Annotated in this window: 23 protein-coding genes; 11 read left to right on the top strand and 12 right to left on the bottom strand. The window is 70.7% G+C overall.

The features are described from left to right. Positions 1-166 precede the first annotated feature (166 nt). Together ACFKCF_RS25970 and ACFKCF_RS25965 are read left to right on the top strand one after the other, a co-directional pair. Positions 167-433 (top strand): hypothetical protein, encoded by a 267-nt coding sequence (locus tag ACFKCF_RS25970; RefSeq protein ID WP_394497451.1) that lies wholly within the window; start codon positions 167-169, stop codon positions 431-433. Positions 434-627: 194 nt separating this feature from the next. Beyond that, positions 628-900, top strand: coding sequence for a hypothetical protein (locus ACFKCF_RS25965; protein WP_394497449.1), 273 nt, complete (start codon positions 628-630; stop codon positions 898-900). A 245-nt stretch (positions 901-1,145) separates the two neighbouring features. On the opposite strand, the gene ACFKCF_RS25960 is transcribed toward ACFKCF_RS25965, so the two are convergent. Continuing rightward, positions 1,146-2,072 (bottom strand): adenosine deaminase, encoded by a 927-nt coding sequence (locus ACFKCF_RS25960; RefSeq protein WP_394497448.1) that lies wholly within the window; start codon positions 2,070-2,072, stop codon positions 1,146-1,148. Between the two features lie 175 nt (positions 2,073-2,247). Between ACFKCF_RS25960 and ACFKCF_RS25955 the strand changes: the two genes are divergently transcribed. Next, on the top strand, positions 2,248-3,405 hold the full coding sequence (locus ACFKCF_RS25955) for a PucR family transcriptional regulator (protein WP_394497446.1): 1,158 nt from the start codon (positions 2,248-2,250) through the stop codon (positions 3,403-3,405). Here the strand turns inward: ACFKCF_RS25955 and ACFKCF_RS25950 are convergent. Continuing rightward, positions 3,361-4,554 (bottom strand): amidohydrolase family protein, encoded by a 1,194-nt coding sequence (locus ACFKCF_RS25950; protein WP_394497445.1) that lies wholly within the window; start codon positions 4,552-4,554, stop codon positions 3,361-3,363. The two genes, ACFKCF_RS25955 and ACFKCF_RS25950, sit on opposite strands and share 45 nt — an antisense overlap. Positions 4,555-4,773: 219 nt before the next feature. Between ACFKCF_RS25950 and ACFKCF_RS25945 the strand changes: the two genes are divergently transcribed. The 4 genes from ACFKCF_RS25945 to ACFKCF_RS25930 are packed head-to-tail and all read left to right on the top strand — an operon-like array spanning position 4,774 to position 8,088. Beyond that, positions 4,774-5,823 (top strand): ABC transporter substrate-binding protein, encoded by a 1,050-nt coding sequence (locus ACFKCF_RS25945; protein ID WP_394497443.1) that lies wholly within the window; start codon positions 4,774-4,776, stop codon positions 5,821-5,823. Then, positions 5,820-6,572, top strand: coding sequence for an ABC transporter ATP-binding protein (locus ACFKCF_RS25940; protein ID WP_192787640.1), 753 nt, complete (start codon positions 5,820-5,822; stop codon positions 6,570-6,572). Before ACFKCF_RS25945 ends, ACFKCF_RS25940 begins: the two co-directional genes overlap by 4 nt. After that, complete coding sequence (locus ACFKCF_RS25935) at positions 6,569-7,318, top strand: ABC transporter permease (RefSeq protein ID WP_394497442.1); 750 nt, start codon at positions 6,569-6,571, stop codon at positions 7,316-7,318. The genes ACFKCF_RS25940 and ACFKCF_RS25935 overlap by 4 nt, the downstream gene beginning before the upstream one ends. After that, positions 7,315-8,088, top strand: a complete 774-nt coding sequence (locus ACFKCF_RS25930) for an ABC transporter permease subunit (protein WP_318787075.1) — start codon at positions 7,315-7,317, stop codon at positions 8,086-8,088. Before ACFKCF_RS25935 ends, ACFKCF_RS25930 begins: the two co-directional genes overlap by 4 nt. Positions 8,089-8,235: 147 nt before the next feature. Here the strand turns inward: ACFKCF_RS25930 and ACFKCF_RS25925 are convergent, their stop codons facing one another. From ACFKCF_RS25925 to ACFKCF_RS25915, 3 genes are all read right to left on the bottom strand, one after another. After that, on the bottom strand, positions 8,236-9,021 hold the full coding sequence (locus ACFKCF_RS25925) for a CAP domain-containing protein (RefSeq protein WP_394497440.1): 786 nt from the start codon (positions 9,019-9,021) through the stop codon (positions 8,236-8,238). Positions 9,022-9,186: 165 nt separating this feature from the next. Next, positions 9,187-10,731: a D-alanyl-D-alanine carboxypeptidase/D-alanyl-D-alanine-endopeptidase gene (gene dacB / locus ACFKCF_RS25920; RefSeq protein ID WP_394497438.1), complete on the bottom strand. Its 1,545-nt coding sequence runs from the start codon at positions 10,729-10,731 to the stop codon at positions 9,187-9,189. 106 nt (positions 10,732-10,837) lie between these two features. Further along, complete coding sequence (locus tag ACFKCF_RS25915; protein ID WP_394497436.1) at positions 10,838-11,389, bottom strand: FHA domain-containing protein; 552 nt, start codon at positions 11,387-11,389, stop codon at positions 10,838-10,840. 88 nt (positions 11,390-11,477) lie between these two features. On the opposite strand from ACFKCF_RS25915, the gene ACFKCF_RS25910 reads away from it, so the two are divergent. The 3 genes from ACFKCF_RS25910 to ACFKCF_RS25900 are packed head-to-tail and all read left to right on the top strand — an operon-like array spanning position 11,478 to position 15,219. Further along, positions 11,478-11,999, top strand: coding sequence for a PadR family transcriptional regulator (locus ACFKCF_RS25910; protein ID WP_394497434.1), 522 nt, complete (start codon positions 11,478-11,480; stop codon positions 11,997-11,999). Then, complete coding sequence (locus ACFKCF_RS25905) at positions 11,996-12,676, top strand: ABC transporter ATP-binding protein (RefSeq protein ID WP_394497433.1); 681 nt, start codon at positions 11,996-11,998, stop codon at positions 12,674-12,676. Before ACFKCF_RS25910 ends, ACFKCF_RS25905 begins: the two co-directional genes overlap by 4 nt. After that, entirely contained in the window at positions 12,673-15,219 is a 2,547-nt protein-coding gene (locus ACFKCF_RS25900; protein ID WP_394497431.1) for an FtsX-like permease family protein, read from the top strand. Before ACFKCF_RS25905 ends, ACFKCF_RS25900 begins: the two co-directional genes overlap by 4 nt. Here ACFKCF_RS25900 and ACFKCF_RS25895 read toward each other — a convergent pair. Both ACFKCF_RS25895 and ACFKCF_RS25890 read right to left on the bottom strand, forming a co-directional pair. Next, positions 15,179-16,540, bottom strand: coding sequence for an MFS transporter (locus tag ACFKCF_RS25895; protein WP_394497430.1), 1,362 nt, complete (start codon positions 16,538-16,540; stop codon positions 15,179-15,181). The genes ACFKCF_RS25900 and ACFKCF_RS25895 overlap by 41 nt on opposite strands. A 96-nt stretch (positions 16,541-16,636) precedes the next feature. Next, on the bottom strand, positions 16,637-17,491 hold the full coding sequence (locus ACFKCF_RS25890; protein WP_394497429.1) for a hypothetical protein: 855 nt from the start codon (positions 17,489-17,491) through the stop codon (positions 16,637-16,639). A gap of 241 nt (positions 17,492-17,732) precedes the next feature. On the opposite strand from ACFKCF_RS25890, the gene serA reads away from it, so the two are divergent. Beyond that, positions 17,733-19,322: a phosphoglycerate dehydrogenase gene (gene serA / locus ACFKCF_RS25885; RefSeq protein ID WP_394497428.1), complete on the top strand. Its 1,590-nt coding sequence runs from the start codon at positions 17,733-17,735 to the stop codon at positions 19,320-19,322. 422 nt (positions 19,323-19,744) lie between these two features. Here serA and ACFKCF_RS25880 read toward each other — a convergent pair whose 3' ends face one another. From ACFKCF_RS25880 to ACFKCF_RS25860, 5 genes are read right to left on the bottom strand one after another with little or no spacing between them, the layout of a single operon-like run. After that, on the bottom strand, positions 19,745-20,560 hold the full coding sequence (locus ACFKCF_RS25880; RefSeq protein WP_394497427.1) for a class I SAM-dependent methyltransferase: 816 nt from the start codon (positions 20,558-20,560) through the stop codon (positions 19,745-19,747). 4 nt (positions 20,561-20,564) lie between these two features. Then, entirely contained in the window at positions 20,565-21,425 is an 861-nt protein-coding gene (locus ACFKCF_RS25875; protein ID WP_394497425.1) for an ROK family protein, read from the bottom strand. After that, a complete protein-coding gene (locus tag ACFKCF_RS25870) occupies positions 21,422-22,606 on the bottom strand; it encodes a sugar ABC transporter permease (protein ID WP_394497424.1) in 1,185 nt (394 codons plus the stop codon). The genes ACFKCF_RS25875 and ACFKCF_RS25870 overlap by 4 nt, the downstream gene beginning before the upstream one ends. Next, positions 22,603-23,322, bottom strand: a complete 720-nt coding sequence (locus ACFKCF_RS25865; protein WP_394497422.1) for an ATP-binding cassette domain-containing protein — start codon at positions 23,320-23,322, stop codon at positions 22,603-22,605. Before ACFKCF_RS25865 ends, ACFKCF_RS25870 begins: the two co-directional genes overlap by 4 nt. After that, a complete protein-coding gene (locus ACFKCF_RS25860) occupies positions 23,323-24,426 on the bottom strand; it encodes a sugar ABC transporter substrate-binding protein (protein WP_394497420.1) in 1,104 nt (367 codons plus the stop codon). Positions 24,427-24,484: the final 58 nt, after the last annotated feature.

Here is a 24,484-nt window from a genome sequence, read left to right as displayed (position 1 = left end):
ACCACGGGGCCCGCCTGGAAAGGTCGGGCCCCGTGGCTCGCTCAATTTCGCCTGTTGAGATGCGAGTCAAAAGTGAAAAGTGCGGGTGTTTGTCGAAGTTGACGGCCGGGGACATTGCTCCCGACGGCTACGTAGGGTAGTTGTTCTGTAACTGAGAGGAATCGATATGTATAGACACGGGCTCGTTCTGGCCGGCCTCGTCGCCGGGATGGCGGTGTTCGGCGGCTCCGCGTTCGCGGCCACCGCCACCATGCCGAAGGACAAGGACGACAACAGGAAGATCCTGTTCGTCTGTGGCGACGACAACTACATCGCCGGCGGCGACATCAACAAGAACGAGAACCGCCTGCTGAACGTCGAGACCGGCGACATCCTGAGCAACATCCTCGGCCGGCACGGCGAGGACGACAACCGGAAGTGCACGCTCGTCTGAAGCAGTCTCCTCGGCGGTTGAGAAACGTAACCACGGGGCCCGCCTGGAAAGGTCGGGCCCCGTGGCTCGCTCAATTTCTCCTGTGAGATGCGGACCAAAAGTGAAAAGTGTGGGTGTTTGTCGAAGTTGAGGGCCGGGGACATTCCTCTCGACAGCTACGGATAGTAGTTGGTCTGTAACCGAGAGGAATCGACATGTATAGACACGGGCTCGTTCTGGCCGGCCTCGTCGCCGGGATGGCTGTGTTCGGCGGCTCCGCGTTCGCGGCCACCACCACCGGCTGGCCGAAGGACAAGGACGACAACCGGAAGATCCTGTTCGTCTGTGGCGACGACAACTACATCGCCGGCGGCGACATCAACAACAACGAGAACAGCCTGCTGAACGTCGAGACCGGCGACATCCTCAGCAACCTCATCCTCGGCAGCCACAGCGAGAACGACAACCGGAAGTGCACGCTCGCCTGAGATCTCCTCAGCGGCTGAGAAACGTGACCAAGGGGCCCACCTGCAGGGTCGGGCCTCACGGTCTCGCCCAATCTCGTCTGTGAGAGAGGCCTCGCGCAGGTGGTCGGCCCGCACTTCGAATCCGCGTCCGCCACCCTACGCAGGGCCCCTCGGAGGCGGCGTTCTCGAACACCTCGCCAGAAACAGCGATGCCGCTACCGGGCCTGCTCCTCGGCGGCCGATGCCGAGGGGCAGGTCCCGCAGGCTCAGCCTTCGTACGCGAACGACGCGTCGAAGGAGTTGCGGGCGATCCGGTCGAGCTGCTCGCCCGTCATTCCCAGCTCTCGCTGGAGCGCCGCGTAGTTGTCCTCGACGTAACCGCCGAAGTACGCGGGGTCGTCCGAGTTGACGGTCACGACGAGCCCTTCGTCCAGCATCGCGGGCAGGATGTGGTCACGCAGGGACGGCACGGCGCGCAGTCGCACGTTCGACAGCGGGCACACCGTCAGCGGGATCCGCTCGTCCCGGAGCCTGGCCACGAGCTGCGGGTCCTCCATGGCCCTGATCCCGTGGTCCACCCGCTCGACGCGCAGGATGTCCAGCGCCTCCCAGACGTAGTCGGGCCCGCCCTCCTCGCCCGCGTGCGCCACGCGGTGCAGCCCTTCGGCGACCGCGATCTCGAAGACCCGCCTGAACAGCGAGGGCGGGTAGCCCACCTCCGCCGAGTCCAGCCCCACCCCGATGAACGACTCCCGGTACGGCAGCGCCGCCCGCAGCACCTGCTCGGCCTCGTCCGCCCCCCGGTCGCGCAGGAAGCACAGGATCAGCGCGGCCGACACGTCGCCGTCCTTCAAGGCCGCCGACAGCCCGCCGAACACCACCTCCAGCGGCACGCCCCGGCTCAGGTGCGCCTGCGGGTCGAAGAAGATCTCCGCGTGCCGCACCCCCTGCTCCTTGGCCCGCCGCAGGTAGGCGGCGGCGAGGTCGTAGAAGTCCTCCTCGGTGCGCAGGACGGCCATGTGCTCGTAGTAGAGGTCCAGGAACGACTGCAGGTCGGTGAAGGAGTAGCGGGAGCGGATGGCGTCCACGTCGAAGGTCGGCAGGTCGATCCGGTTACGCCTGGCCAGCTCGACGACGAGCTCGGGCTCGAGGGTGCCTTCGATGTGCAGATGGAGCTCTGCTTTGGGACGCATGGCAACGAGTAAACCCGACCCCGCGAGGTGGGAGTATCGTGCGAACCTCTGAACTCGCGGGCGTTTCCGATGAGAAACCTCCTAATCAGAGTGCCGCTCCACGCCCCGCCGGGGTGCGACCGTAGCGGCAGTCCGCCTCGGAGGTTTCTCATCGTCTGGCATAACATCGGAGCTCATGAGGCTGTCGGACCTGCTCGCGCGCGACGACCTGCGGCTGACGCTCGTGACGGGTCACGAGGAGGTCGAGCGGGAGGTCCGGCGCGCGTACCCGACGGACCTGCCCGACCCCCGACGCTACCTGCAGTCCGGCGACCTCGTGCTCACCAGCGGCGTCTGGTACGGCGAGCCGGCCGACTGCGAGCGGTTCGCCGAGGCGCTGTGGGCCACCGACGTCGCCGGCCTGGTCGTGGGGCTGATCGTGCTGGGGGAGCTGCCGGAGGAGCTGGTCAAGGCGTGCGAACGGCGCCGGCTGCCGCTGCTCCTCGCCGCGCCCGACCAGTCGTTCGGCGCGATAACCCAGGTCGTGACCGCCGAGGGGTTCGCGGCCGAGCAGCGCAGGGCCGAACGGCTGAGGGCGCAGACGCTGCTCGACGTGCTGGGCCACATCCCGCCGGGTGAGGTCTCCGCGCACCTGCGGCTGCTCGGCGCCGACCCGGGCCTGCCGACCGCCGCCATGGTGGTCACGCGGACCGGACCGGCGAATGGCGAGTACGACCTGCCCGAGGTCCTGCACGAGGGCCTGGCCAGGAGGGGCCGGCACCTGATCGTCGGCGGTACCCCGCACGAGGCGATCGTGCTGGTCAACGGCCGGGCGTCGCGCAAGAGCCTGGCCGACGAGCTGCGCGGCCTGGTGGCGGAGCGCCCCGGGCTGAGCATCGCCGCCGGCATCAGCGAGATGGCGGCCAGCGTGTCGCAGCTCGGCGAGGCGCTGGAGACGGCCAGGCGGGGCATGGTGTCCGCGCGGGGCGGGCCGGGGCCGGTGTCGATCATGTCGGTCGCCGACATCGACAGCTTCGACCTGCTGATGGCCGCGCTGCCGGCCAGCGTGCGCAGGTCCTTCCGCGATCACCTGCTGGGGCCGGTGGAGGAGTACGACGCGCGGCACGGTTCCGAGCTGCTGCGCACGCTCGACATCTTCCTGGAGACGTGCGGCTCCTGGCAGCGCACCGCCGACGAGCTGTACGTGCACGTCAACACGTTGCGCTACCGGATGCAGCGGATCGAGGAGCTGACCGGGCGGCGCATGTCGTCGATGCGCGACCGTACCGACCTCTACCTGGCGCTGCGGTCAGGGAGAGACGGGCAGGCGGCCCGCGACGACGCGGCCCCGTGAGACCACGGCCACGATGTTCTCCGTGGCCAGGTCCTCGATCCGCTCCCACGGGCGGCCGCGCAGCACGATGAAGTCGGCGCCCAGCCCCGGCGCGATCCGCCCCACGGGCATGCCGATCGAGTCGGCCGCGTCGGAGGTGGCCGCGCGCAGCGCGGACTCGGCGTCCATGCCGAGCACCCGCGTCATGTGGACGACCTCGGCGAACTGGTCGCCGAACTGCACGTGGTGGCCGTTGGCGTCGGTGCCGAGCACGAACCGCACGCCCAGCGCCGCGGCCTGGGCCAGCAGCACGTCACGTCGGGCGATCAGCTCGGCGGCCTTGGCGCTGGCCTCGGGCGTGACGGGGACGCGGCCCTGGGCGATGGCCTCGTTGATCAGCAGCGTGGGCGCGACCGGAGTGCCCCGGGCGGCGAGCGTCTCGGCCAGGTCCTTGGCCATGAGCGTGCCGTGCTCGATCGAGTCGACGCCCTCCTCGACGGCCACGCGGATGCCGTCCTCGGAGTGGGCGTGCGAGGCCACCAGCATGCCGAGCGCGTGCGCCTCGTCCACGACTGCCCTGATCTCGTCGCGGGTGTAGTTGCGCCAGGCGTTCTTGTCGCCGATCGACAGCACGCCGCCGCTGGTCGTGAGCTTGATGCCGTCCATGCCGGCGCGGGCCCAGGTGCGTACGAGCTTGCGGCACTCGTCGGGGCCGTCCGCCGTGGGCTTGCGCACGGGGAACGCGGGCGGCACGAACAGGTCGTTGTGCCCGGCGGTCATCCCCACCACGCCGTGCACCTGGATGCGCGGCCCGGGCAGCACCCCGGCGTCGAACACCCGGCGCAGCGCGATCTGAGCCTCGTCGCCCGCCAGGTCGCGCAGGGTCGTCACGCCGTGCCGCATCGCCCGCTGGGCGTGGGCGACACCGTGCAGCACCTGCTCGTCCCGGGTGGTCACCAGCGGCCAGGTCGCGAAGTCCGGCGGGTCGCCGGATCCCGCGTAGCCGACCAGGTGGACGTGCGTGTCCACCAGACCCGGGAGCACGCACAGACCGCTATGCCCCGGCTCGGCGTCCGGCTGCACGCTGATGATCCGGTCCGGCTCCCAGCTCAGATCGACTGGGCCGCGATATTCGGTACCGTCCCAAAGGGGGATTCCGTCGAGTCTCATTTCAGGCCCGACGCTACCGGAGCCGCCGGGTGGCTGGAGGGATCTACGGTCCTCGGGTGGCCCTCTCGTAGGGACCTACAGGGCTCGCCAGCGGTTTTCCCGCATTCTCCCTGCGTGACGGCTTCCAGTGCGCGGGCGTCCAAAACCACCGTCACACGATGGTAATAATCAATGGATACCGTCCTGACCTGCCCGTTCACCGCCGCTCAAGGATGAATTATGGCTATTTCCCTCGACCGCCGCGCGTTTCTGCGGACAACAGGTCTGGCCGGTCTGGCGCTCGGCCTGGCCGCCTGCGGCGAGACCACGGCCGCCCCCGGCGGCGGAGCGAGCGGGCTGGGCTCGGTCAAGCTCCAGCTCTCCTGGAAGAAGAACGTCGAGTTCGCCGGCGAGTACTTCGCGGACACCAAGGGCTACTTCAAGGCCGCCGGATTCTCGCAGGTCGAGCTGCTGTCGGGCGGCGGCTCCGGCACCTCGGTCGAGTCGGGCCTGGCCACGGGCCGCTGCTGGGCGGGCCTGTCCGCGCCCACGATCACCGCGCCGGCCGTCCTGCAGGGCGCCCAGCTGAAGATCGTCGGCGCGACCTTCCAGAAGAACCCGTTCGCGATCGTCTCGCTCAACAAGAACCCGATCAAGGAGGCCAAGGACCTCGCCGGCAAGAAGATCGGCGTCCAGGACTCCAACGAGCTGGTCTGGAACGCGCTGCTCAAGGCCAACAACCTCGACCCGTCGAGCGTGACCCGCGTGCCGTTCCAGTCGGACCCCTCGATGCTCACCTCCGGTCAGCTCGACGGCTACGTCGGCTACGTCACCAGCGGTCCCGTACGCCTGCGGATGCAGGGCCACGACCCCGCCTACCTGCTGTTCGCCGACGCCGGCCTGCCGCTGGTCGCCGAGACGTTCACGGTGACGCAGGAGACCATCGACAAGGAGCGCGACAAGCTCAAGGCGTTCCTGACCGCCGAGATCAAGGGCTGGAGGGACGCCGTCGCCGACCCGGCCAAGTCCGCCGAGCTGGCCGCCACCGTCTACGGCAAGGACCAGAACCTCGACGTCAAGGAGCAGACCGAGGAGGCCAAGATGCAGAACGAGCTCGTGGTCACCCCCGACGTCAAGGCCAACGGCCTGTTCACGATGACGCCGGAGCTGATCGAGCAGAACATCGCCTCGCTCGCCAAGGCCGGCCTGAACATCAAGGCCGAGCAGCTCTTCGACCTGACGATCCTGGACGAGATCTACAAGGCCGACCCGAGCCTGAAGCTGTCATGACGGGGATCAGCATCGCGGGGCTGAGCAAGTCCTTCGGCAAGGGAGTGACCGCGCTCCAGGGAGTCGACATCCAGACGCCGAAGGGCTCGTTCCTGTCGCTGCTCGGCCCCTCCGGCTGCGGCAAGTCCACGGTGCTGCGCATCCTCGCGGGACTTGAGGAGCCCACGTCGGGCGAGATCCGGGTGAACGGCGAGACCCCCGAGGAGCTGCGCAGGAGTCACCACCTCGGCATCGCCTTCCAGGACTCCGCGCTGCTGCCCTGGCGCAGCGTCGCGGCCAACATCCGGCTGCCGCTGGAGGTCGCCGGGCTCAAGCCGGAGCCCGGCGTGATCGAGGACCTGATCAAGCTGGTCGGGCTGGAGGGGTTCGAGAAGGCCCGGCCCGCCGAGCTGTCCGGCGGCATGCGGCAGCGCGTGTCCATCGCCCGCGCGCTGGTGGTCAAGCCCAGCGTGCTGCTGCTCGACGAGCCGTTCGGCGCGCTGGACGACATGACCAGGCAGCGGCTCAACCTGGAGCTGCTGCGCATCTGGACCGAGAAGCCCGCCACGACGCTCATGGTCACCCATGGCATCGGCGAGGCCGTCTTCCTCTCGGACGTGGTCGCCGTCATGAGCCCGCGCCCGGGACGGGTCATCGAGATGGTGGAGATCGGCCTGCCCCGGCCCCGCACCCCCGAGATGATGCGTACGCCCGAGTTCCACGCGATCCACGACCACCTCAGCGACCTGCTGTTCGGGCACGGCGCATGAGGCGCGTCCAGGGGCTGATCGGCGTCGTCGCGCTCGTCGCGCTGTGGTGGCTGCTCGCCGCGACCGTGTTCGCGGGCGGCGGCGCGGTGCCCACCCCCTGGGCGGTGCTGGCCGCCATGGGCGCCGACGGCTGGGCCTTCTACGGCCCCAACGTCTCGGCCACGCTCGGCGCGGCGGTCCGGGGCTTCCTGTGGGGCAACGGGCTGGCCATCGGCGTGGCCCTGCTGGTGCTGCTCGTGCCCCGGCTGGAGGCCGTCGCCACCCAGCTCGCCGTCATCAGCTACTGCATCCCGCTGCTCGCCATCGGGCCCATCGTGCTGGTGGTCTTCGGCGGCGACGCCACCGTGGTCTTCCTCGCCGCCATCTCCGTCTTCTTCACCACGCTCATCGGCGCCCTGCTCGGGCTGCGCTCCGCCGACCGGGCGAGCCTGGACGTCGTCACCGTGTACGGCGGCGGCCGGCTGGCCAGGCTCCGCTACGTGCAGATCATCTCCGCCCTGCCCAGCACGTTCGCGGGCCTGAAGATCTCCGCGCCCTCCGCGCTGCTGGGCGCGATCATCGGCGAGTACCTCGGCAGCAACGACGCCGGGCTGGGCGTCTCCCTGATGATCTCCCAGCAGCAGTTCCAGGTGCCGCGCACGTGGGGGCTCGCGCTCGTGTCCGGGCTGATCGCCGGGCTCGGGTACGCGATCGTCGCCCTCGTCGCCCGCGTGGTCACCCCCTGGTCGAGAGGCGAGTCACAGTGATCGGCCGCACCGTGCTGAGGATCGTCGGGCCGCTGGTTCCTTCGGTGGTCATCGTCGTGGCCGCGTGGTGGGTGGCCCTGGAGGCGTTCGGGATCAGCCCGCTCGTCGGCAAGCGCCCGCCGCAGGTCTGGGAGTACCTGACCTCGTCGGCCGCCCACCGCGAGGCCGTGTTCGGCGCGCTGGGCATCACGATCAGGGACGCGGCCATCGGGTTCGCCAGCGGAATGATCGCCGCCATGGTCGTGGCGGTCGCGTTCGTGCTGTTCAGGACCGTCGAGCAGACGTTCATGCCGGTCGCGATGCTGCTGCGGTCGGTGCCGCTCGTGGTGATGACGCCGCTGATCACCTTGATCTTCGGCCGTGACCTGCTGGGCGTGGCCGTGATCGGCGGCATCGTGGTCTTCTTCCCCGCGCTGGTGAACATCGCCTTCGGGCTGCGCTCCGCCTCGCCGCAGGCCACCGACCTGATCATGGCGTACGGCGGGACGCGCCTGACCGTGCTGCGCAAGGTGGCCGTGCCGACGGCGATGCCCTCCGTCTTCGCCTCGGCCCGGATCTCCGTGCCCGCCTCGATCATCGGGGCGCTCATCGCGGAGTGGCTGGCCACGGGCCGGGGGATCGGCGCCGAGATCCTGCGGGCGATCGGCGGCTTCCGCTACGACGAGGTGTGGGCGGACATCGTGGTGGTCACCGCCGTGTCGATCCTGGCGTACGCGGTCGTCGGCGTGGTCGAGTCGTTGGTCCTGGCCCGCTTCTCCGACCGCTCGTAAGCGGGGAGTTTGCGGGCCCGGCCGCGGTCCTGTGTGCGGGGGAGGCGCGGCCGGGCCCGCTCGGAAGGGAGCGCGTGGGCGTGCGGTGGGATACCGGCGGGTGTGGCCGGTGGAGGCCCGACGCTCCCTTGGCTCGGTGGGTTCGGCTCAATGGGCGGCGAAGTCCTGGGTCCAGGACGGTCCCTTGGCGTTGTGCCCGACACCGATGTGGGTGAAGGAGCAGTTGAGGATGTTGGCCCGGTGTCCCGAGCTCTTGAGCCAGTCCCTCATCACGGCGGCCGCGGTGGGCTGGCCCGTGGCGATGTTCTCGGCGGCTGAGCTGAAGGAGAAACCGGCGGCCTTGATGCGCTGGTCGAACGTGCGGCCGTTGCTGGAGTCGTGCGTGAAGCGGCCGCTGGCCGCCATGTCCGCCGAGTGGCGTTCGGCGGCGAGGTGCAGCCTGGGGTCGTGGACGAGGGGCCGGCAGCCCTTCTTCGCCCTGGCCTGGTTGGAGAGCTTGACGACCTCCGTCTCGATCGAGGACGCGAAGCCGCCGCCCGACGCGCACGACAGCCTCACCGGGCGCGACCGGCTGCCGCGCCCCTCCGAGTCGACTGCGACCACGTAGTAGCTGCGCGGGGTGGGGGAGCACCGCACGCCCGCGGTGATCCGCCCGGTGCCGACCGTCTTCGAGCCGCTCTTGAGGACCCGGTCGGGGCCCGACGTGACGACCTGGATGCGTACCCTGAGCCGGGCCTGGTCGGTGCAGCCCGTCCTGGTGGCGGTGCCCCGGACCACGCCCTTGGTCACGACCGGCTTGGCCGCGATCACGCGGCACGCCTGCCCAGTGGCGGCCGGCGCGGCGGCCGGCGCAGCGGCGTGCGCGGCGGTCGCGGGGAAACTCGACGCCGCCAGACTCCCGAGGCAGATGAGTGCCTGGAGCTGTCCGCGCATTTCTTTCCTCCGGTGCAGGGCTCGACATTGCGTCGAACCCGCATTCTGGCGCTCCCCGGTCGGCTATGTACGGAAATTTCAGACCTAACCTGGAGCTCCAAGCCGATCCCGGTAAACCACAGCGGCCCCCTGGGCGTCAGGGGGCCGCGCGGTTTCAGGCGATGGCTAGCACTGCACGGGCTTCAGCCAGGAGCATTCGAGGTCGCCCGCCTCCCCCTGCTCCGTGGCGCGGAGCTGCGTGGCGTCGGCGGTCGCGCCGGCGCGCGTGAACTGGGCGAGCCGGATGGCGATCTTGTCCTCGATGTCCTTGGGAGAGCCGGACAGGTACTGGTTCAGCATGATCGAGAAGATCAGCGGCTCGCCCTCGGCGCTCGTGACGTACCCGGACAGCGAGGTCACCCCGGTCAGCGAGCCCGTCTTGGCGTGGACGTTGTTCGCGGCCGGCGTGTTGCGCATCCGGCTGCGCAGCGTGCCGCCCGCGAAGCGCTCGGCGTTGCCCGCGATGGGCAGGGACTCGTACCAGGTGTTGAACCACGGCTTGCTCCGCACCGCCGTCAGCAACTGCACGATCGAGCCCGGCGAGAAGCCGTCGCGGCGCGACAGGCCGGAGCCGTCCCGCATGTTGATCACCTGGACCCCGTTCGCCTTGGCGAAGTCGGTGCTGACCTTGAGCCCGGCCGACCACGTGCCCTGGTTCGCGACCTTGCGGCCCATGGCCTTGGTGAGGATCTCGGCGTGGATGTTGTTGCTCAGCTTCATGAACGGGACCAGCAGCTCGCCCAGCGTCATCGACTCGTGCCTGGCCAGTTCCTTGGCCTCGGCAGAGGCCGCGCCCGTGGCGGTAGGTCCGAGCACCTTGACGCCGTGCTTGTTCAGCGACGCGCGGAACAGCGACGCGACGTATGCCGTGGGGTCGTCCACGGCCACCCACTCCTGGTACGGGTCCTTGACCGTGCCGGTGATCACGACGGTGCGGCTGCTGTGCTGCCGCTCGATGAGCACGTCGGTCTCGGAGCCGACCGTGGCCTTGTTGACGATCTTCAGGTAGCCGGTCTCCGGGGTGGTGGACACCTTGACCTTGTCGCCGTCGGCGGCCACGGAGACGATCACCGAGCCGGCGTCGTAGTCCCTGTCGGGCGAGGCGGTCAGCGCGGAGATGGGCGCCGCGTAGTAGGCGGTCTCGTCGTCCCACGACCAGTCGTTGCCGAGCCGCTGCGAGTCGAACCAGGTGTCGTCGGTCACCAGCTTGCCCGTCACGACCTTGACGCCCGCGGCGGCGACCTTGGCGGCCAGCGCGTCGTAGTCCTCGGCCAGCATGGTCGGGTCGCCGGTCCCGCGCAGCACCAGGTCGCCGGCCAGCACCGACCCGGCCTTGCGGCCCGAGGAGAGCACGGTGGTGGGGAATCGGTAGTCGAGCCCGAGGGTCTCGGCGGCCGCCGCGGAGGTGAACAGCTTGGTGTTGGAGGCGGGGGTCAGGAGCTTGCCCGCGTCCGTGGCGTACAGCTCCTCGCCGGTGGCGGCGCTCTTGACGACCACGCCCGCTCTGGCGATCGTGAGCCGGGAGTCGCTGAGGATCTTGTTGATGTCCTGGGTGAGGTCCGCCACGCCCACGGAGGGCTCCAGGGCGACGGCTGGGGAGGAGGGGCTGGACGCCCACGCGAGGGCCGCGACGAGCGCGCCCGCGACGAGGGATGCTGAGGTGCGCCGCATGGGGGGTCTCCAGATGAATGGGGAATCGCCCTGCCAGCATGGATCAGCACAAGCCAGCTGTAATCCGCAAATATCCGTATTTGTCGGGCGGTTCTGGGCGGACGCGTCAGAAGGACGGCTGGCCCGAGGTCACCATGAAACCGCAGTCGCCGAACGAGATCTCGTCACCCGACCGCACCCGCGCCGGCCCCACCAGCCGCCACCCGTTGAGCCGGGTGCCGTTGAGCGAGCCGAGGTCCACCAGCATCCACTCGCCGTCGTCCTCGCGGCGCAGCTCGGCGTGGACCCGGGAGACGGTTAAGTCCGACAGGACGAGGTCGCACGCCGACCCGCGCCCCACCACGTAACGCAGCCGGTCGTCGTCGGGCAGTGCCAGCTTGGGCAGCCGGGGCCGCCGCCACGCGGACTGCACCCGGGTGGTGAACTCGGAGACCGACGCGACGGCGTCGGTCAGCCGCTGCCTGATCGTCGGCTTGCGCGGCAGGTCCGCGACCAGCTTGTCGAGCTCGTGCCGGCTCTGCGCGCGCAGCGCCTGGTCAACCCGGCCCACGAACGTGTCGTGGGAGATCCGGCCCTCCACGGCCTGGTCCCTGAGCTCGTCGATCGCGCGGTCGCGTTCCCCGTCTGATGCGCGAAAAGGCGGCTGCGTCGAGCTCATGTAGCGAGTATCGGACCGAAGGGCGCTCGCTGTCCAGAAAACACGGATCGCTTGCGGCGGGCATACTCAGTATGCATACTCAGTATCCATGTCGATACGACACGGACTGCTCGCGTTGCTGAGCAGCGGACCGCGTTACGGCTATCAGCTCAGGGTGGAGTTCGAGGCGTCCACGGGGGCGACCTGGCCGTTGAACATCGGCCAGGTCTACACGACGCTCTCCCGGCTTGAGCGCGATGGCCTGGTGACGCCAGGGGGAGCCGACGAGCAGGGCCGCGCGGTCTACACGATCACCGAGGCCGGTCGGGAGGAACTGGAGCGATGGTTCAGCACCCCCGTCGCCCATGCCGACCGGCCTCGGGACGAGCTGGCCATCAAGATCGCGATGGCCGTGGCCGGCGGCCTGGACGTGGCCGAGGTCATCCAGACCCAGCGCATGGCCACCATGCGCGGGCTGCAGGAGCTGACCCGGGCCAAGCGGGCCGCGGCAGGCGGGTTCGCACAGCGGCTGGTCCTCGACTCGCTGATCTTCAAGGCCGAGGCGGAGCAGCGCTGGCTGGACCACTGCGAGGCCGTTTCCAGGCAGATGTCCAAGGAGCAAGAACGATGACTGTGGTGAGTTTGCGGGACGTCACCCGCGAGCACGGCCAGGTGCAGGCCCTGAAGGGTGTGAGCCTGGAGGTGGCGGCGGGGGAGTTGGTCGCGGTCATGGGCCCGTCGGGCTCGGGCAAGTCGACGTTGCTCAACGTGGCGGGCGGTCTCGACCGGCCCACCTCGGGGACCGTGACGATCGAGGGTGAGGACCTGGCCAGGGTCAAGGACCTGGCCGCGCTCAGGCGCACCAGCGTCGGGTACGTCTTCCAGGACCTGAACCTGATCCCGTCCCTGACGGCCGCCGAGAACGTGATGCTGCCGAGGGAGCTCGACGGCGTGCGCTCGGGGACCGCCCGCGAGGAGGCGCTGGCCGTGCTCGCCGAGCTGGGGGCCGCGGAGGTCGCCGGCCGTTTCCCCGAGGAGTTGTCCGGCGGGCAGCGCCAGCGCGTGGCCATCGCCAGGGCGCTGGCCGGCGAGCGGCGGCTGCTGCTGGCCGACGAGCCGACCGGCGCGCTCGACACCGCCACCGGGGACGAGATCCTGCAGCTGCTGCGCACCCGTTGCGACCAGGGCGCGGCGGTCCTGCTGGTCACCCACGAACCGCGGTACGCGGGCTGGGCCGACCGGGTGGTCTACCTGCGTGACGGCGCGATCGTGGAGTCCAGTGCCGTGCGGCTGGAGAGCGCCCGATGAGCGCCTTCCGCGCAGCGCTGCGCATCTCCCGCAGGGACGCCCTGCGCTTCAAGGGCCGCACCGCGCTGATCATGGTGATGATCGGCCTGCCCGTCCTGGTCATCACGGCGGTGCTCACCGGCGCGGCCACCACGAGCATCACCAGCCGCGACAAGCTGGACGCGACGTTGGGGGCGGCCGACGCCCGCATCGTCACGAGTCCGTTCCGCACCCCGGTCGAGCAGAGAGCGGACGGGGAGATCACCAATCGGCGCGAATCGCAGCGTCCCGAGCAGCCGTGGACGCCCGCCGAGATCGGCACGCTGCTCCAGGGCCGCCTGCTCCGCTACCAGGCGAGCATCGTGCATGTCCGCCTGGCGGACGGCTACAACCGGGTCGACGTGTTCGAGGCCGATCTGCGCGACCCCTTGACCAGGGGGATGCGCCGCCTGGTCGAGGGCCGGTTCGCCGCCGCGCCCGGCGAGGTCGCCGTGTCCCCTGCGCTGATCGACAGCGGCGTCCGGATCGGCGACACGATCAAGACGTGGCGGCCGGACCGCACCGTGCGGGTGGTCGGGGTCGCCGAGCACCCGAACCGGCCCGGCCTGCGCGAGCTGCTCGCCCTGCCGGAAGGGCTGCTCCCGCACCAGAACGACGGCAACGACAGCGGCTGGCTCATCGACACCGCCGCCCCCGTCCAGTGGCCGGACGCGCAGAGGCTCAACAAGGTGGGCCTGGCCGTCAAGTCCCGGGTCATGATCGAGCGCTCCGACACCGATAGCTCCGGGCCCCGTGATCTGCACGGGCTGGTCGAGCTGGGTGTCGCCGTCGTGCTCGTCGTGACCGAGACCGTCCTGCTCGCGGGCCCCGCCTTCGCGGTCGGGCTGCGTCGCAGGCGCAGGGAGCTGGCCGTGATCGCCGCTCAGGGCGGCTCCGGGCGGCACCTCAAGACCATCGTGCTGGCCGACGGCCTGGTGCTCGGCGGCGCGGCGGCCTTGCTCGGCGCCGCTCTGGGCATCGGCGCCGGGCTGGTGGGGGAGTGGTTCGCGGCCCGCTGGCTGGACTGGACGCACGGTCCGGCGGACGTGCCATGGGCGCCGGTGCTCGGCGTGGCCGCGTTGGGCGTGGTGAGCGCGCTGACCGCGGCGATCGTGCCGGCGATCCAGGCGAGCCGGCAGAGCCCCGTACACGTGCTGGCCGGGCGCGCCGCCGTGGACACGCCCGGCCGCGCGGGCCGTCCCGTGCTCGGGGCCGTGCTGGTGCTGCTCGGCCTGGCCGCGACGGGGTTCGCCCTGCACCGGGGCACGCTGTCGGTCGCGCTGGCCTCGACGCTGGTGGTGTTCGGGCTGGTCGCGCTGATGCCGTGGCTGGTCCAGGCCACGGGACGGCTCGCCGGGCGGCTGCCGCTCCCGCTGCGCCTGTCCGTGCGCGACGCCTCCCGCCACCGCGTCCGTACGGCCTCCGCCACCGCCGCGGTCATGGCGGCCACGATGGGGGCCGTCACGCTGGGCATCGCCCTCAACAGCGACTATGTCGACCAGGAGGCGAGACGCAACTCGATCGTCCCCGCGGACACCATGACGGTCCGTGCCTGGAAGGTCGACGATCAGGGATGGGCGCGGGTGCGGGCGCTCCTGCAGCAGAAGCTGCCGGGGGTGAGCCTGGTCAACGGGCTGGACGTGAAGGACGCCCAGGGCGAGCCCCTCGGCCTGAACGTCGTCTGGCCGAAGGACTGCGGGATCAGGTGCGACCCTGGCGTCGGCTCCGTGGAGGTGGCCGACGAGGAGGTGCTCGCCTTCCTCCAGAAACGCAGGGATCCGCAGGCGGCGGCCGCGCTGGCGGCGGGCAAGGCCGTGGCCTTCAGCCCCGGCGCGGTGCGCGACGGCATGATCACGATCCAGGTCGAGGACTGGGACAACAAGCCGGTCACGACCCTCCGGGTTCCCGCTGTGACGGCGGCACCGGCCGAGGCTGGGCAGGCAGGCGTGCTGATCCCGCCGTCCGTGCCGGCGCAGGCGGGGCTCAAGGTGCTGCAGCGGACCTTCTACGCGACGCACACGGATGTCGACGATCTCCGTCTGACGACGGAGATCAAGGTCCTCGTCGGCGAGCAGGCCTACGCCTTCGTGGAGCGGGGCAACGCCGAGAGCCGTTTCGTGACCCTGCTGATCCTGCTCGCGGCCGCGCTGGTCCTGGTGCTGGGCGGCACGTTCGCGGCCACGGGGCTGGCCGCCGCCGACATGCGCCAGGACCTCGACACCCTGTCCGCCGTCGGCGGGACGGCGCGGGTCCGCAGGCTCGTGGTGGCGGCGCAGGCGGCCTACATCTCCGGCCTCGGCGTCCTGGTGGGCCTGGTGGCGGGCACCGTCAGCGGCATGGCGCTGACCTGGCCGCTGACCCGGAGGGATTACGGGACCACGGAGCTCTTCGACCCGGGAGCCACGACGATCGCCGTCCCCTGGCTCTTCCTGGCCGGGGTCGTGGTGGGGTTGCCCCTGCTGGCCACGCTGACGGCCGGGTTGTTCACGCGGACGCGTCTGGTGCTGGCGCGCCGGGTGGCGTGAGCCGGTACTTCAGCGTCATCAGCGCCGACAGGAAGATGATCAGCGCCGGGACCGCGGTCTGCCCGATCAGGACCGCGGTCACGGCGCTGTCCGGCTGCTCGACCGGCCTGCTCGGCTCCGATTCGATGAAGCCGCCGATCGACAGGATCACCCCGAAGATCAGCGCGCCGAACGCGCTGACGCCGCTCTCGATGGCCGTCCACAGCCCGGTCAGCACGCCTGCCCGCCGCTTGCCGGTCTCGGCGGCGTCCGCCGCGATCACGTCCGCCAGCATCGAGAACTGCAGCAGCTGCACCCCCGCGTAGCCGACGCCGACCACCAGGATCGTCACGTGCGCCCACACGAGGCCGAAGACCGGCGTGGCCATGGCCGCCGTCGTGCCGCCCGCGTACAGGAGCGCCGCCAGGATCATCGCGCCCCGCTTGTCGAAGCGCCTGGCCAGCCGCACCCACAGCGGCATCGTCAGCAGGATCGGGCCGACCAGCGCGGCGAAGAGCGTCTGCGTGGCCTTCGGCGAGCCGAGCGTGTACGCGGCGAAGTACGGCGCGGCGGCCAGCATCATGCTCACGGCGAGCATCTGCGTGCAGGCCAGCATGGTCAGCCACAGGAACGGCCGGTTGCCCTTGATCGCGGCGAACTGCTCGCGCCACCCTCCCCGGTCCGCCTCCGGCGCGCCGGTCATGGGCGCGCGGGCCGTGCCGAAGAAGGAGCCCAGCATGGCGAGGAGCAGGATGACCGCGATCACCGTGGCCATCAGCCGGTAGCTGTCCAGCGTGCCGTGCTCGCCCTGGCTGGTGACGATGGCCGGGGCGAGCACGCCGCTGATCGCGGTGGCCGCGCCGATGAAGACCATGCGCCACTGCAGCAGCGCGGTGCGCTCGTGGTAGTCGTGGGTCATCTCGCCGGGCATCGCCTTGTACGGCACCTCGAACAGCGCGTACGCCGTCGCCGTCGCGAGGAAGCACACCCCCACGTAAAGGGCGGCGGGCACACCCGTCAGCGGCGGCCCCGCGAACACCAGGAAGAACGCGATCGGCAGCGTGCAGGCGCCCGCCAGCAGCCAGGGACGCCGCGGGCCCAGCCGCGACCGGGTCCGGTCCGACCAGCGGCCGATCAGCGGGTTGACGACCAGGTCCCAGACCTTGGGCGCGGTCACCACCACCCCGGCCAGCCAGGCGGGCACGGCCAGGAAATTGGTCATGTAGTACAGCAGGAGCAGGCCGGGCACGGCGGTGACCGTGGCCGTGCAGAAGGAGCCCACGCCGTAGCCGAGGCGAACGCCCTTGGAGACGGTGGACGCGCTGACCGCCGGTGTGATCATTCCCTCATTGAAGCCGAGCGAGAGCTTGTTCGGGAGGGCCCACTTTTCCCATGCCGCGGGGCCCGGTCGCCCGGCCCCCGCGGCTCTTGGGTCGCGTCAGTCGATGACGTTGGCGCACACCACGTGCGCGCCGATCTCGATCATCCGTTGCTCGCTGCGCGCGTCCGCCACCCTCGCCATGAGGATCGGCGCCCCGGAGGCCGCGAACTGCGGCAGCCGGGCGCGTACCAGGCGGTGCAGGTCGCGTACGACGTCCTCGGCCGCGGACATGTGCACCTTCACGTGCAGCATGATCCCCGGAACCCCGGACGCCGTGCGCGCCTCGGAGATCCAGACGTGGTGCACGAGCGGGAAGTCCATGAGCAGCAGCCCGATGGCCTGCCGCAGCGCGGGCAGGATCGGGTGGGTGCACCGCCGGTAGCCGGGGTCCACCTGCTGCATGGGCCCCGACAGGTGCGGCCGGGGCGCGGGCACCCACGGCAGCGTGGGCGCCTGCGGAGTCGGAGGTGCCACCTGGGCCAGCGCGGCACCGCGTGACACGGTCGCCATCGCCCCCGTCGCGTACGCGGCCGGCACCGCCCCCGAGAGGACGGGCGTCGGCCCCGTGCGCGTCGAGGACATGAAGCGCTGGAGGTCGTCGATGGGCACGGCCGCGGCGGCTGGTCCGGCCGCGTCGATCACGATCTCCCGCACGCCGGTGACGCGCTGGATGTCCAGGATGGTGTCGGCGTCGCACGCCGATAGGGAATGACTGCCGCGGTGCCTGGCATAGGTGGCAGGGCCGGTGTAACCGAGCAACACCCGGTCTCCGGCCTGGGTCGTCCCGAGGACGACCGAGCGGTCTGGCCGCACTGCCACCAGGACTCCACCGTCGGCGAGAGCGCTCAGCAGGCGGTGCGGGGTGCCATGCTGAGCGAGCACGTCGGCAAGCGCAGGATTCCCGATGCTCATAAGACGAACCCTAGGTACTCGGCCACGGCTTATCAGGCTAATGGCGAATAAATCTCCCGATCAAGACAAAGATGTGAGCGGAGTGGATGAGTTTCTTCCCCAGGGGGTACGGCGGAGCTTGTCTCACATCGTGGGTGCCTCGTGAACGCGTTCACAAGCGCCGGATAGACTCTGTGGGACCGTCGGGGGATCCGTGGACGTGTCCCCTGAATGCCCGCCGTGCCGTTAAGGATCCACACCAGTGAACAAGCCCGTCGTTCTGGTCGCAGAGGAGCTGTCCGAGGCTGGCCTCGCCGTACTCGGCGCTGATTTCGAGGTCCGCCACACCGACGGCGCCGACCGTTCCCAGCTGCTGCCCGCTCTCGCCGAGGTGGACGCCCTGATCGTGCGCTCCGCCACGCAGGTCGACGCCGAGGCCATCGCCGCCGCGCCGAAGCTGCGCGTGGTCGCCCGTGCCGGCGTCGGCCTCGACAACGTCGACGTCGAAGCCGCCACCAAGGCCGGTGTCATGGTCGTCAACGCGCCGACCTCCAACATCACCAGCGCCGCCGAGCAGACCCTCGCGCTCATCCTGGCCAGCGCGCGCAACACGGCCCAGGCCCACGCCGCGCTGAAGAACGGTGAGTGGAAGCGCTCCAAGTACACCGGTGTCGAGCTCGACGAGAAGGTCATCGGCATCCTCGGTCTGGGCAAGATCGGCCAGCTCGTGGCCCAGCGGCTGCAGCCGTTCGGCGTCGAGCTGATCGCCTACGACCCCTACCTGCCGCCGGCCCGCGCCGCGCAGATGGGCGTCAAGCTCCTCAGCCTCGAAGAGGTGCTCAAGCAGGCCGACTTCATCACCGTCCACCTGCCCAAGTCCAAGGAGACCGTTGGTCTCATCGGCGACAGGGAACTGCACCAGGTCAAGCCGTCGGTGCGCATCATCAACGTCGCCCGCGGCGGCATCGTCGACGAGAGCGCCCTCTACTCGGCGATCAAGGAGGGGCGCGTCGCGGGTGCGGGTCTCGACGTGTTCTCCAAGGAGCCGTGCACCGACAGCCCGCTGTTCGAGCTCGACCAGGTCGTCGTCACGCCGCACCTGGGCGCCTCCACGCACGAGGCCCAGGAGAAGGCCGGCACCCAGGTCGCGCGGAGCGTGAAGCTGGCGCTCGCGGGCGAGTTCGTGCCGGACGCGGTCAACGTCCAGGGCGGCGTGGTGGCCGAGGACGTCAAGCCGGGCCTGCCGCTGGCCGAGAAGCTCGGCCGGGTGTTCACCGCCCTGGCCGGCGAGGTGGCCACCAAGCTCGACATCGAGGTGCGCGGCGAGATCGCCTCCGAGGACGTGCGGGTGATCGAGCTGGCCGCCCTCAAGGGCGTGTTCACCGACGTGATCGAGGAGCAGGTCACGTACGTCAACGCGCCGCTGCTGGCCAAGGACCGCGGGCTCACCGTGGAGCTGGTGACCAGCTCGGAGAGCCCCGACTGGCGCAACGTGGTGACCGTGCGCGGCGTGCTCGCCGACGGCCGCCAGGTCTCGGTGTCCGGCACGCTCTCCGGCCCGCGCCAGATCACGAAGATCGTCGAGGTCAACGGCTACGAGATGGAGATCGAGCCGACGGCCCACCTGGCGTTCTTCACCTACACCGACCGTCCCGGCATCGTCGGCGTGGTGGGCCGCCTCCTCGGCGAGCACGGCGTCAACATCGCCTCGATGCAGGTGGCCCGCTCCACCAAGGGCGGCAACGCGCTCATCGCGCTGACCGTCGACTCGGCGATCCCGGCCGACGTGATCGACCAGATCATGAGCGAGATCGGCGCCGAGAGCGGCCGCTCCGTGGACCTGGAGGCCTGAGCCTCCTTCCCGGCCTGAAGGCCGCCGCCCGGATCCCGGGTGGCGGCCTTTGCTGTCTCAGCATGCAAGATAGTAGGACATCCAATGAGATTGCTGGGGTACTGTTTCTGGTAATGCGCCAGGTGCTCGTACTTATTACCTGCCGCGGCGGGGCCTGTTAGGGCAGGTCGACGACTCGCCGCGGAGCGTCGTGGTGTGTCGGCCAATAAGTCCCATTCGTCCGGTCCGTGATCCGGACCCCACGAGAGACAGGCCCGGTTGGGTCCGTGACCGGGATCCGGCCCCTCTTATGGAACGCGCTCGCGAAATGAGATGAGTCACATGTACGAGATGTATGCCTGGAACCGTGCCGAGGAGCATGAGGACGAGGCCGCGCAGGCCCTGCAGACCGCCCTGGACCGCAGGGACAACGGCGGCGCCCCTCAGAACCCGAGCCGGTAGAACACCGCCGCCCGTTTCACCCCCGGCAGCAGCCCGGCGATCCGGGCCGCGACGCGGTGCGGCGTCGGCAGGCGGTCGAACCCCTCGATGTCGAACACGCTCACCGCGCTCAGGCAGCGCAGCTTCGGATGGATCGCCAGCAGCTCGCCGGGGCCGTCGATGCCCCAGACCAGCCGGGCGTCGGCCTTGCGCACCGGCCTGTTGAACCTCTGCGTCCTGAGCCCGAGCGGGCTCACCGCGTCGAAGACGAACCGGCCGGCCGGGAAGCGGTCGACGATCGCCCTGATGAGGGCCCGGCCCTGGCCGGGGTCGAGATAGTAGAGCAGGCCCTCGGCCACGACCAGCACAGGGGCGTGGTCCGGCACCTGCTCCAGCCACCCCGGCTCGGTGACCGACGAGCCGATCAGGCGGTGGCCGGGCCGCTCGGGGAACAGGCGCCGGCGCAGCTCGATCACGTCGGGATAGTCCACGTCGTACCAGCGGACCGTGGGCGGCGGGTCCAGCCGGTGGACGCGGGTGTCGAGGCCGCAGCCCAGGTGGAGCACCGTGGTCTCGGGATGGGCGGCCAGGAACTCGGCCGCCCACCGGTCGATGAACCGTGCCCTGAGCGCGACCGAGACGGCCAGGCCGGCGTTCATCCCGGTCTTGCTGAAGTCGTGGTCGATGCGCTCGACCGTCTCGGCGGCCAGGTCGTCGCCGAGGATCGGACGCGGGGACCGCGCGTCCAGCGCCCGCCCGTACAGGGTGGCGAGCAGCGTGGCCCTCTCCCCGGTGAGATGCACCTTCTCCGGTGCCATACCCCTACGCTACCGCCGCGCGGGCCAGCGCAAGCGCGCCCAGCAGCGGTGCCTCGTCCGCGAACCGCGCCGGGCGCACCTCCGGCGGGAACGGCACCGCCCGGCCGATCTCGGCCGCCAGCCTCGGCAGGATCAGCTCCGACGCGCCCATCATGCCGCCACCGACCACCAGGCGCTCGGGATCGAGGACCACGCACAGGTTCGCCACGTTCATGGCCAGCGTCCGCAGCGCCTCGTCCACCAGCTCCCGCGCGCGATCCCCGAGGAGCCCGCCCAGGAGCTCCGCCGTCGTGACGGGGCGGCCCAGCAGGGCGGCGCCGCGGGCGGCCAGCGCGCCGCCCGAGACGCGCTCCTCCAGGGGCACCCGGCCGTCGGCGAAGGCGGGCTCGCCCGGCGTCACCTGCAGGTAGCCGATCTCCCCTGCCGCGCCGTGGGCGCCCGGCACCACCCGGCCGTCCACCACCAGGGCCGCCGCCAGGCCGGTGCCCAGGTTCAGGTAGACGCCCGTGGAGACCCCGCGCAGGGCGCCCCAGCGCAGCTCCGCGGCGGCCGCCGCGTTCACGTCGTTGTCGATGGCCACCGGAGTGGCGCCGTACGCCTCCTGGAGCAGCCTCGGTAGCTCGAGGCCCTCCCAGCCGGGGACGTTCGGGGCGAGCCGTACCGCGCCATCGCGGATCACCCCGCACGTGGAGAAGCCCACCGCGGCGGGCGCGCCGTCCAGGGCCCGGGCCGCCGCGAGCGCCCGCGCGAGCGTGTCAGGCCCGGTGTCCAGGCGGACGTGGGCGGACAGGGCGGGGCCGTCGGCGGCGGACACCCCGATGGCCACCTTCGTCCCGCCGACGTCGATGCCCAGGACCCGGGTCACCGGGCGGCGCCCCTGCGGGCGAGCGAGTCGATGGCCACGGCCAGCGCCAGCACCGCGGCGGTCACCATGAACCGCACCGAGGAGTCCACGCTGAGCAGGTACATGCCGTTGGAGATGGCCTGGATGACCAGGACGCCGAGCAGCGCGTCGTAGGCCCGGCCGCGCCCGCCGAACAGCGAGGTGCCCCCGATGACCGCCGTGGCGATCGCCATGAGGAGGATGTCGCTGCCGCCCGAGCCCTGGTTGACGGCCGACAGGCGGCTGGCGGCGAGGATGCCCCCGGCCGCCGCCAGCGTGGAGGCCAGCATGAACGCGAGGATCCTGATCCTGGTGACGTTGATGCCGGCGCGCCTGGCGGCCTCGGCGTTGCCGCCGACGGCGTACAGGTGCCGCCCGAACGTGGTGTGCCTCAGCATGAGGTCGAGCAGCACCACCAGCGCCCCGAAGATGATCAGCAGGAGCGGCACGCCGCGGTCCGCCGACATGACCAGCGCCGCCGCGGCGAGCAGCACCGCCAGCCCGCCCGCCTTGGCCAGTGACCACCACAGCGGCGTCACCGGCAGCCCGGCCGCCAGCCGCAGCCTCCTGACCACGAGCGACGCGCCCGCCGACACGGCCACCAGGCCCGCCGCGACGGTCCACGCGAGCCAGCCCGGCAGCCAGGTGTCGCTCAGCTTCGAGATGAACCCGGTGAACGGCAAGTTGATCGTCCCGCCTTGCCGCAGCAGGTAGAGCAGCAGGCCGAGCCAGCCCATCAGCCCGGCCAGCGTCACGACGAACGACGGCATCCGCAGCTTGGTCAGCATCACGCCGTGCAGGAACCCGATCGCCGCGCCGACCGCGAGTGCCAGGAGGATGGCGAGCAGCGGGTTCCAGCCCTGCTTGACGTGGACGATCGTCATGATCGTGGCGCACAGGCCGCTGACCGAGCCCGCCGACAGGTCGATCTCGCCGAGCAGCAGCACCATGATGATGCCGAGAGCGATCGTGCCGGTGGCGGCCATCTGGAGCACGAGGTTGGTGAGGTTCTCGGGGGACAGGAAGCGGTCGTTGAGCGTGCTGAACACGATCGCGATCGCGATCAGCCCGCCGACCACCGGCCACGCGCCGACGTCCCCCTGGCGCAGCCGCTCGACGGCGACCTTCGGCGTGTACGGCCTGCGTACCAGCGTGTCGGTCATGACCCCGCTCCCGTGATCGCGGCCACGATCTCCTCCTGGGAGGCGGCGGCCGTGGTGAACTCGCCGGCGTTGCGGCCCAGCCGCAGCACCACCACGCGGTCGCTCACCGCGCGCACGTCGGCGAGGTTGTGCGAGATGACCAGCACCGCGAGCCCGCGCTCGCGCAGCCGCCCGATCAGCGCCAGCACCTGCGCCGTCTGCTCGACCCCCAGGGCCGCCGTGGGCTCGTCGAGGATGACCAGCCGCGGCTCGCCGATGAGCGCCCTGGCGATCGCCACCGACTGCCGCTGGCCGCCCGACAGCATGGCGACCGGCACCCTGATGTCCCTGATGCGCACGTCGAGCTGGCCGAGGAGGTCGCGCGTCGCGCGTTCCATGGCGATGTGGCGCAGCAGCGAGCCGCGGCGGCGCTCGGCGCCCAGGAAGAGGTTGGCCACGACGTCGAGGTTCTCGCAGAGCGCGAGGTCCTGGTAGACGGTCGAGACGCCGAGGGCCTGCGCGTCGTGCGGGTTGGCGATCCTGACCGGCGAGCCGTCCACGGTGATCGTGCCGGCGTCCGGCGTCACGACCCCCGAGATGGCCTTGACCAGCGTGGACTTGCCCGCGCCGTTGTCGCCCATGAGGGCCACGACCTCGCCGGGGCGCAGGTCCAGGCGGGCCCCGTCGAGCGCCTGGACCGCCCCGTACCGTTTGGAGATGCCTGTCGCCGAGAGCATCTACTTGATGCCCTGCTTCTCGCAGGCGGCCTTGACCTCGCCCGTGCAGAGCTGGGCGGCGGTGTAGAAGCCGTCCTTCACGATCGTGTCCTTGACCTTGTCGGCCGTGACGGGGATGGGGTCGAGGAGGAACGCGGGGATGTCGGCCGCGCCGTTGTTGACCTTGGCGGGGGCGGCGGGCTGCTCGCCCTTGGCGAGGGCGACGGCGAGCTCGGCGGACTTCTCCGCCTCCGCCCTGATGTCTAGATATATGGTCATGTACTGCTCGCCGGTGAGGATGCGCTGGACGGCGGCCAGCTCGGCGTCCTGGCCGGTGATCGGCGGGAGCTGCTGGTAGCCCGCGCGCTTCATGGCCGCGATCGCGCCGCCCGCCATGCCGTCGTTCGCGGACAGCACGCCGGTGATGGTGTCCTTGCCCAGGGCGGTGATGGCCTGCTCCATCTCCTGCTGCGCCTTGTCGGGGCTCCAGTCCGGCGTGTCGAACTCCCTGCCGACCTTCACCTTCCCGTCCAGCACGCTCTTGGCGCCCTTCTTGTAGTCGGCCGAGCTGGGGTCGGTGGGGGAGCCGTGGATCATCACGATCTGGCCCTTCGCCGCCGTGCCCCTCGCGGTCATGGCGTCGAGCAGGGCCTGACCCTGCATCTCGCCCACCCGCACGTTGTTGAACGAGACGTAGTACGCGTAGTCGATGCCCGAGATCAGCCGGTCGTAGGCGATGACCGGGACCTTCTTCTGCTTGGCCTGGTTCACCAGGGGGGCCACGGCGTTGGCGTCCACGGCGTCGAGCACGAGCACGTCGGCCTGCTGGGTGAGCGCGGCCTCGACCTGTTGCTGCTGCTTGGGGGCGTCCTGCTCGGCGTTGCTGTAGAGGATCTTGCAGTCGGGGCAGAGCGACTTGACCTTCGCCTCGAACAGCGGGCGGTCGAACGCCTCGTACCGGGTGGTCTTGGACTCGGGCAGGAACAGCGCGATCGTCTTACCGCCCTGGCCCTGCGTGGTCGTGGTGGTGGCGCCGGTGCCGTCTCCGTTGCCGTTTCCGGCGTTTCCGCAGGCGGCGGCCAGGAGGACCGCCGCGACAGGGATTGATCGCCATGCTCGGTGCATCGCACTTCGTCCTTCCGGATGTGCCGCCCCTGTGTTTGGTAAGAAAGGTAATTTACTA

It is taken from the genome of Nonomuraea sp. JJY05, assembly GCF_043496855.1.
Lineage (GTDB): Bacteria > Actinomycetota > Actinomycetes > Streptosporangiales > Streptosporangiaceae > Nonomuraea.
Note: the sequence above shows the minus strand (reverse complement) of the source record. Positions and strands in the feature narration are given on the sequence as shown.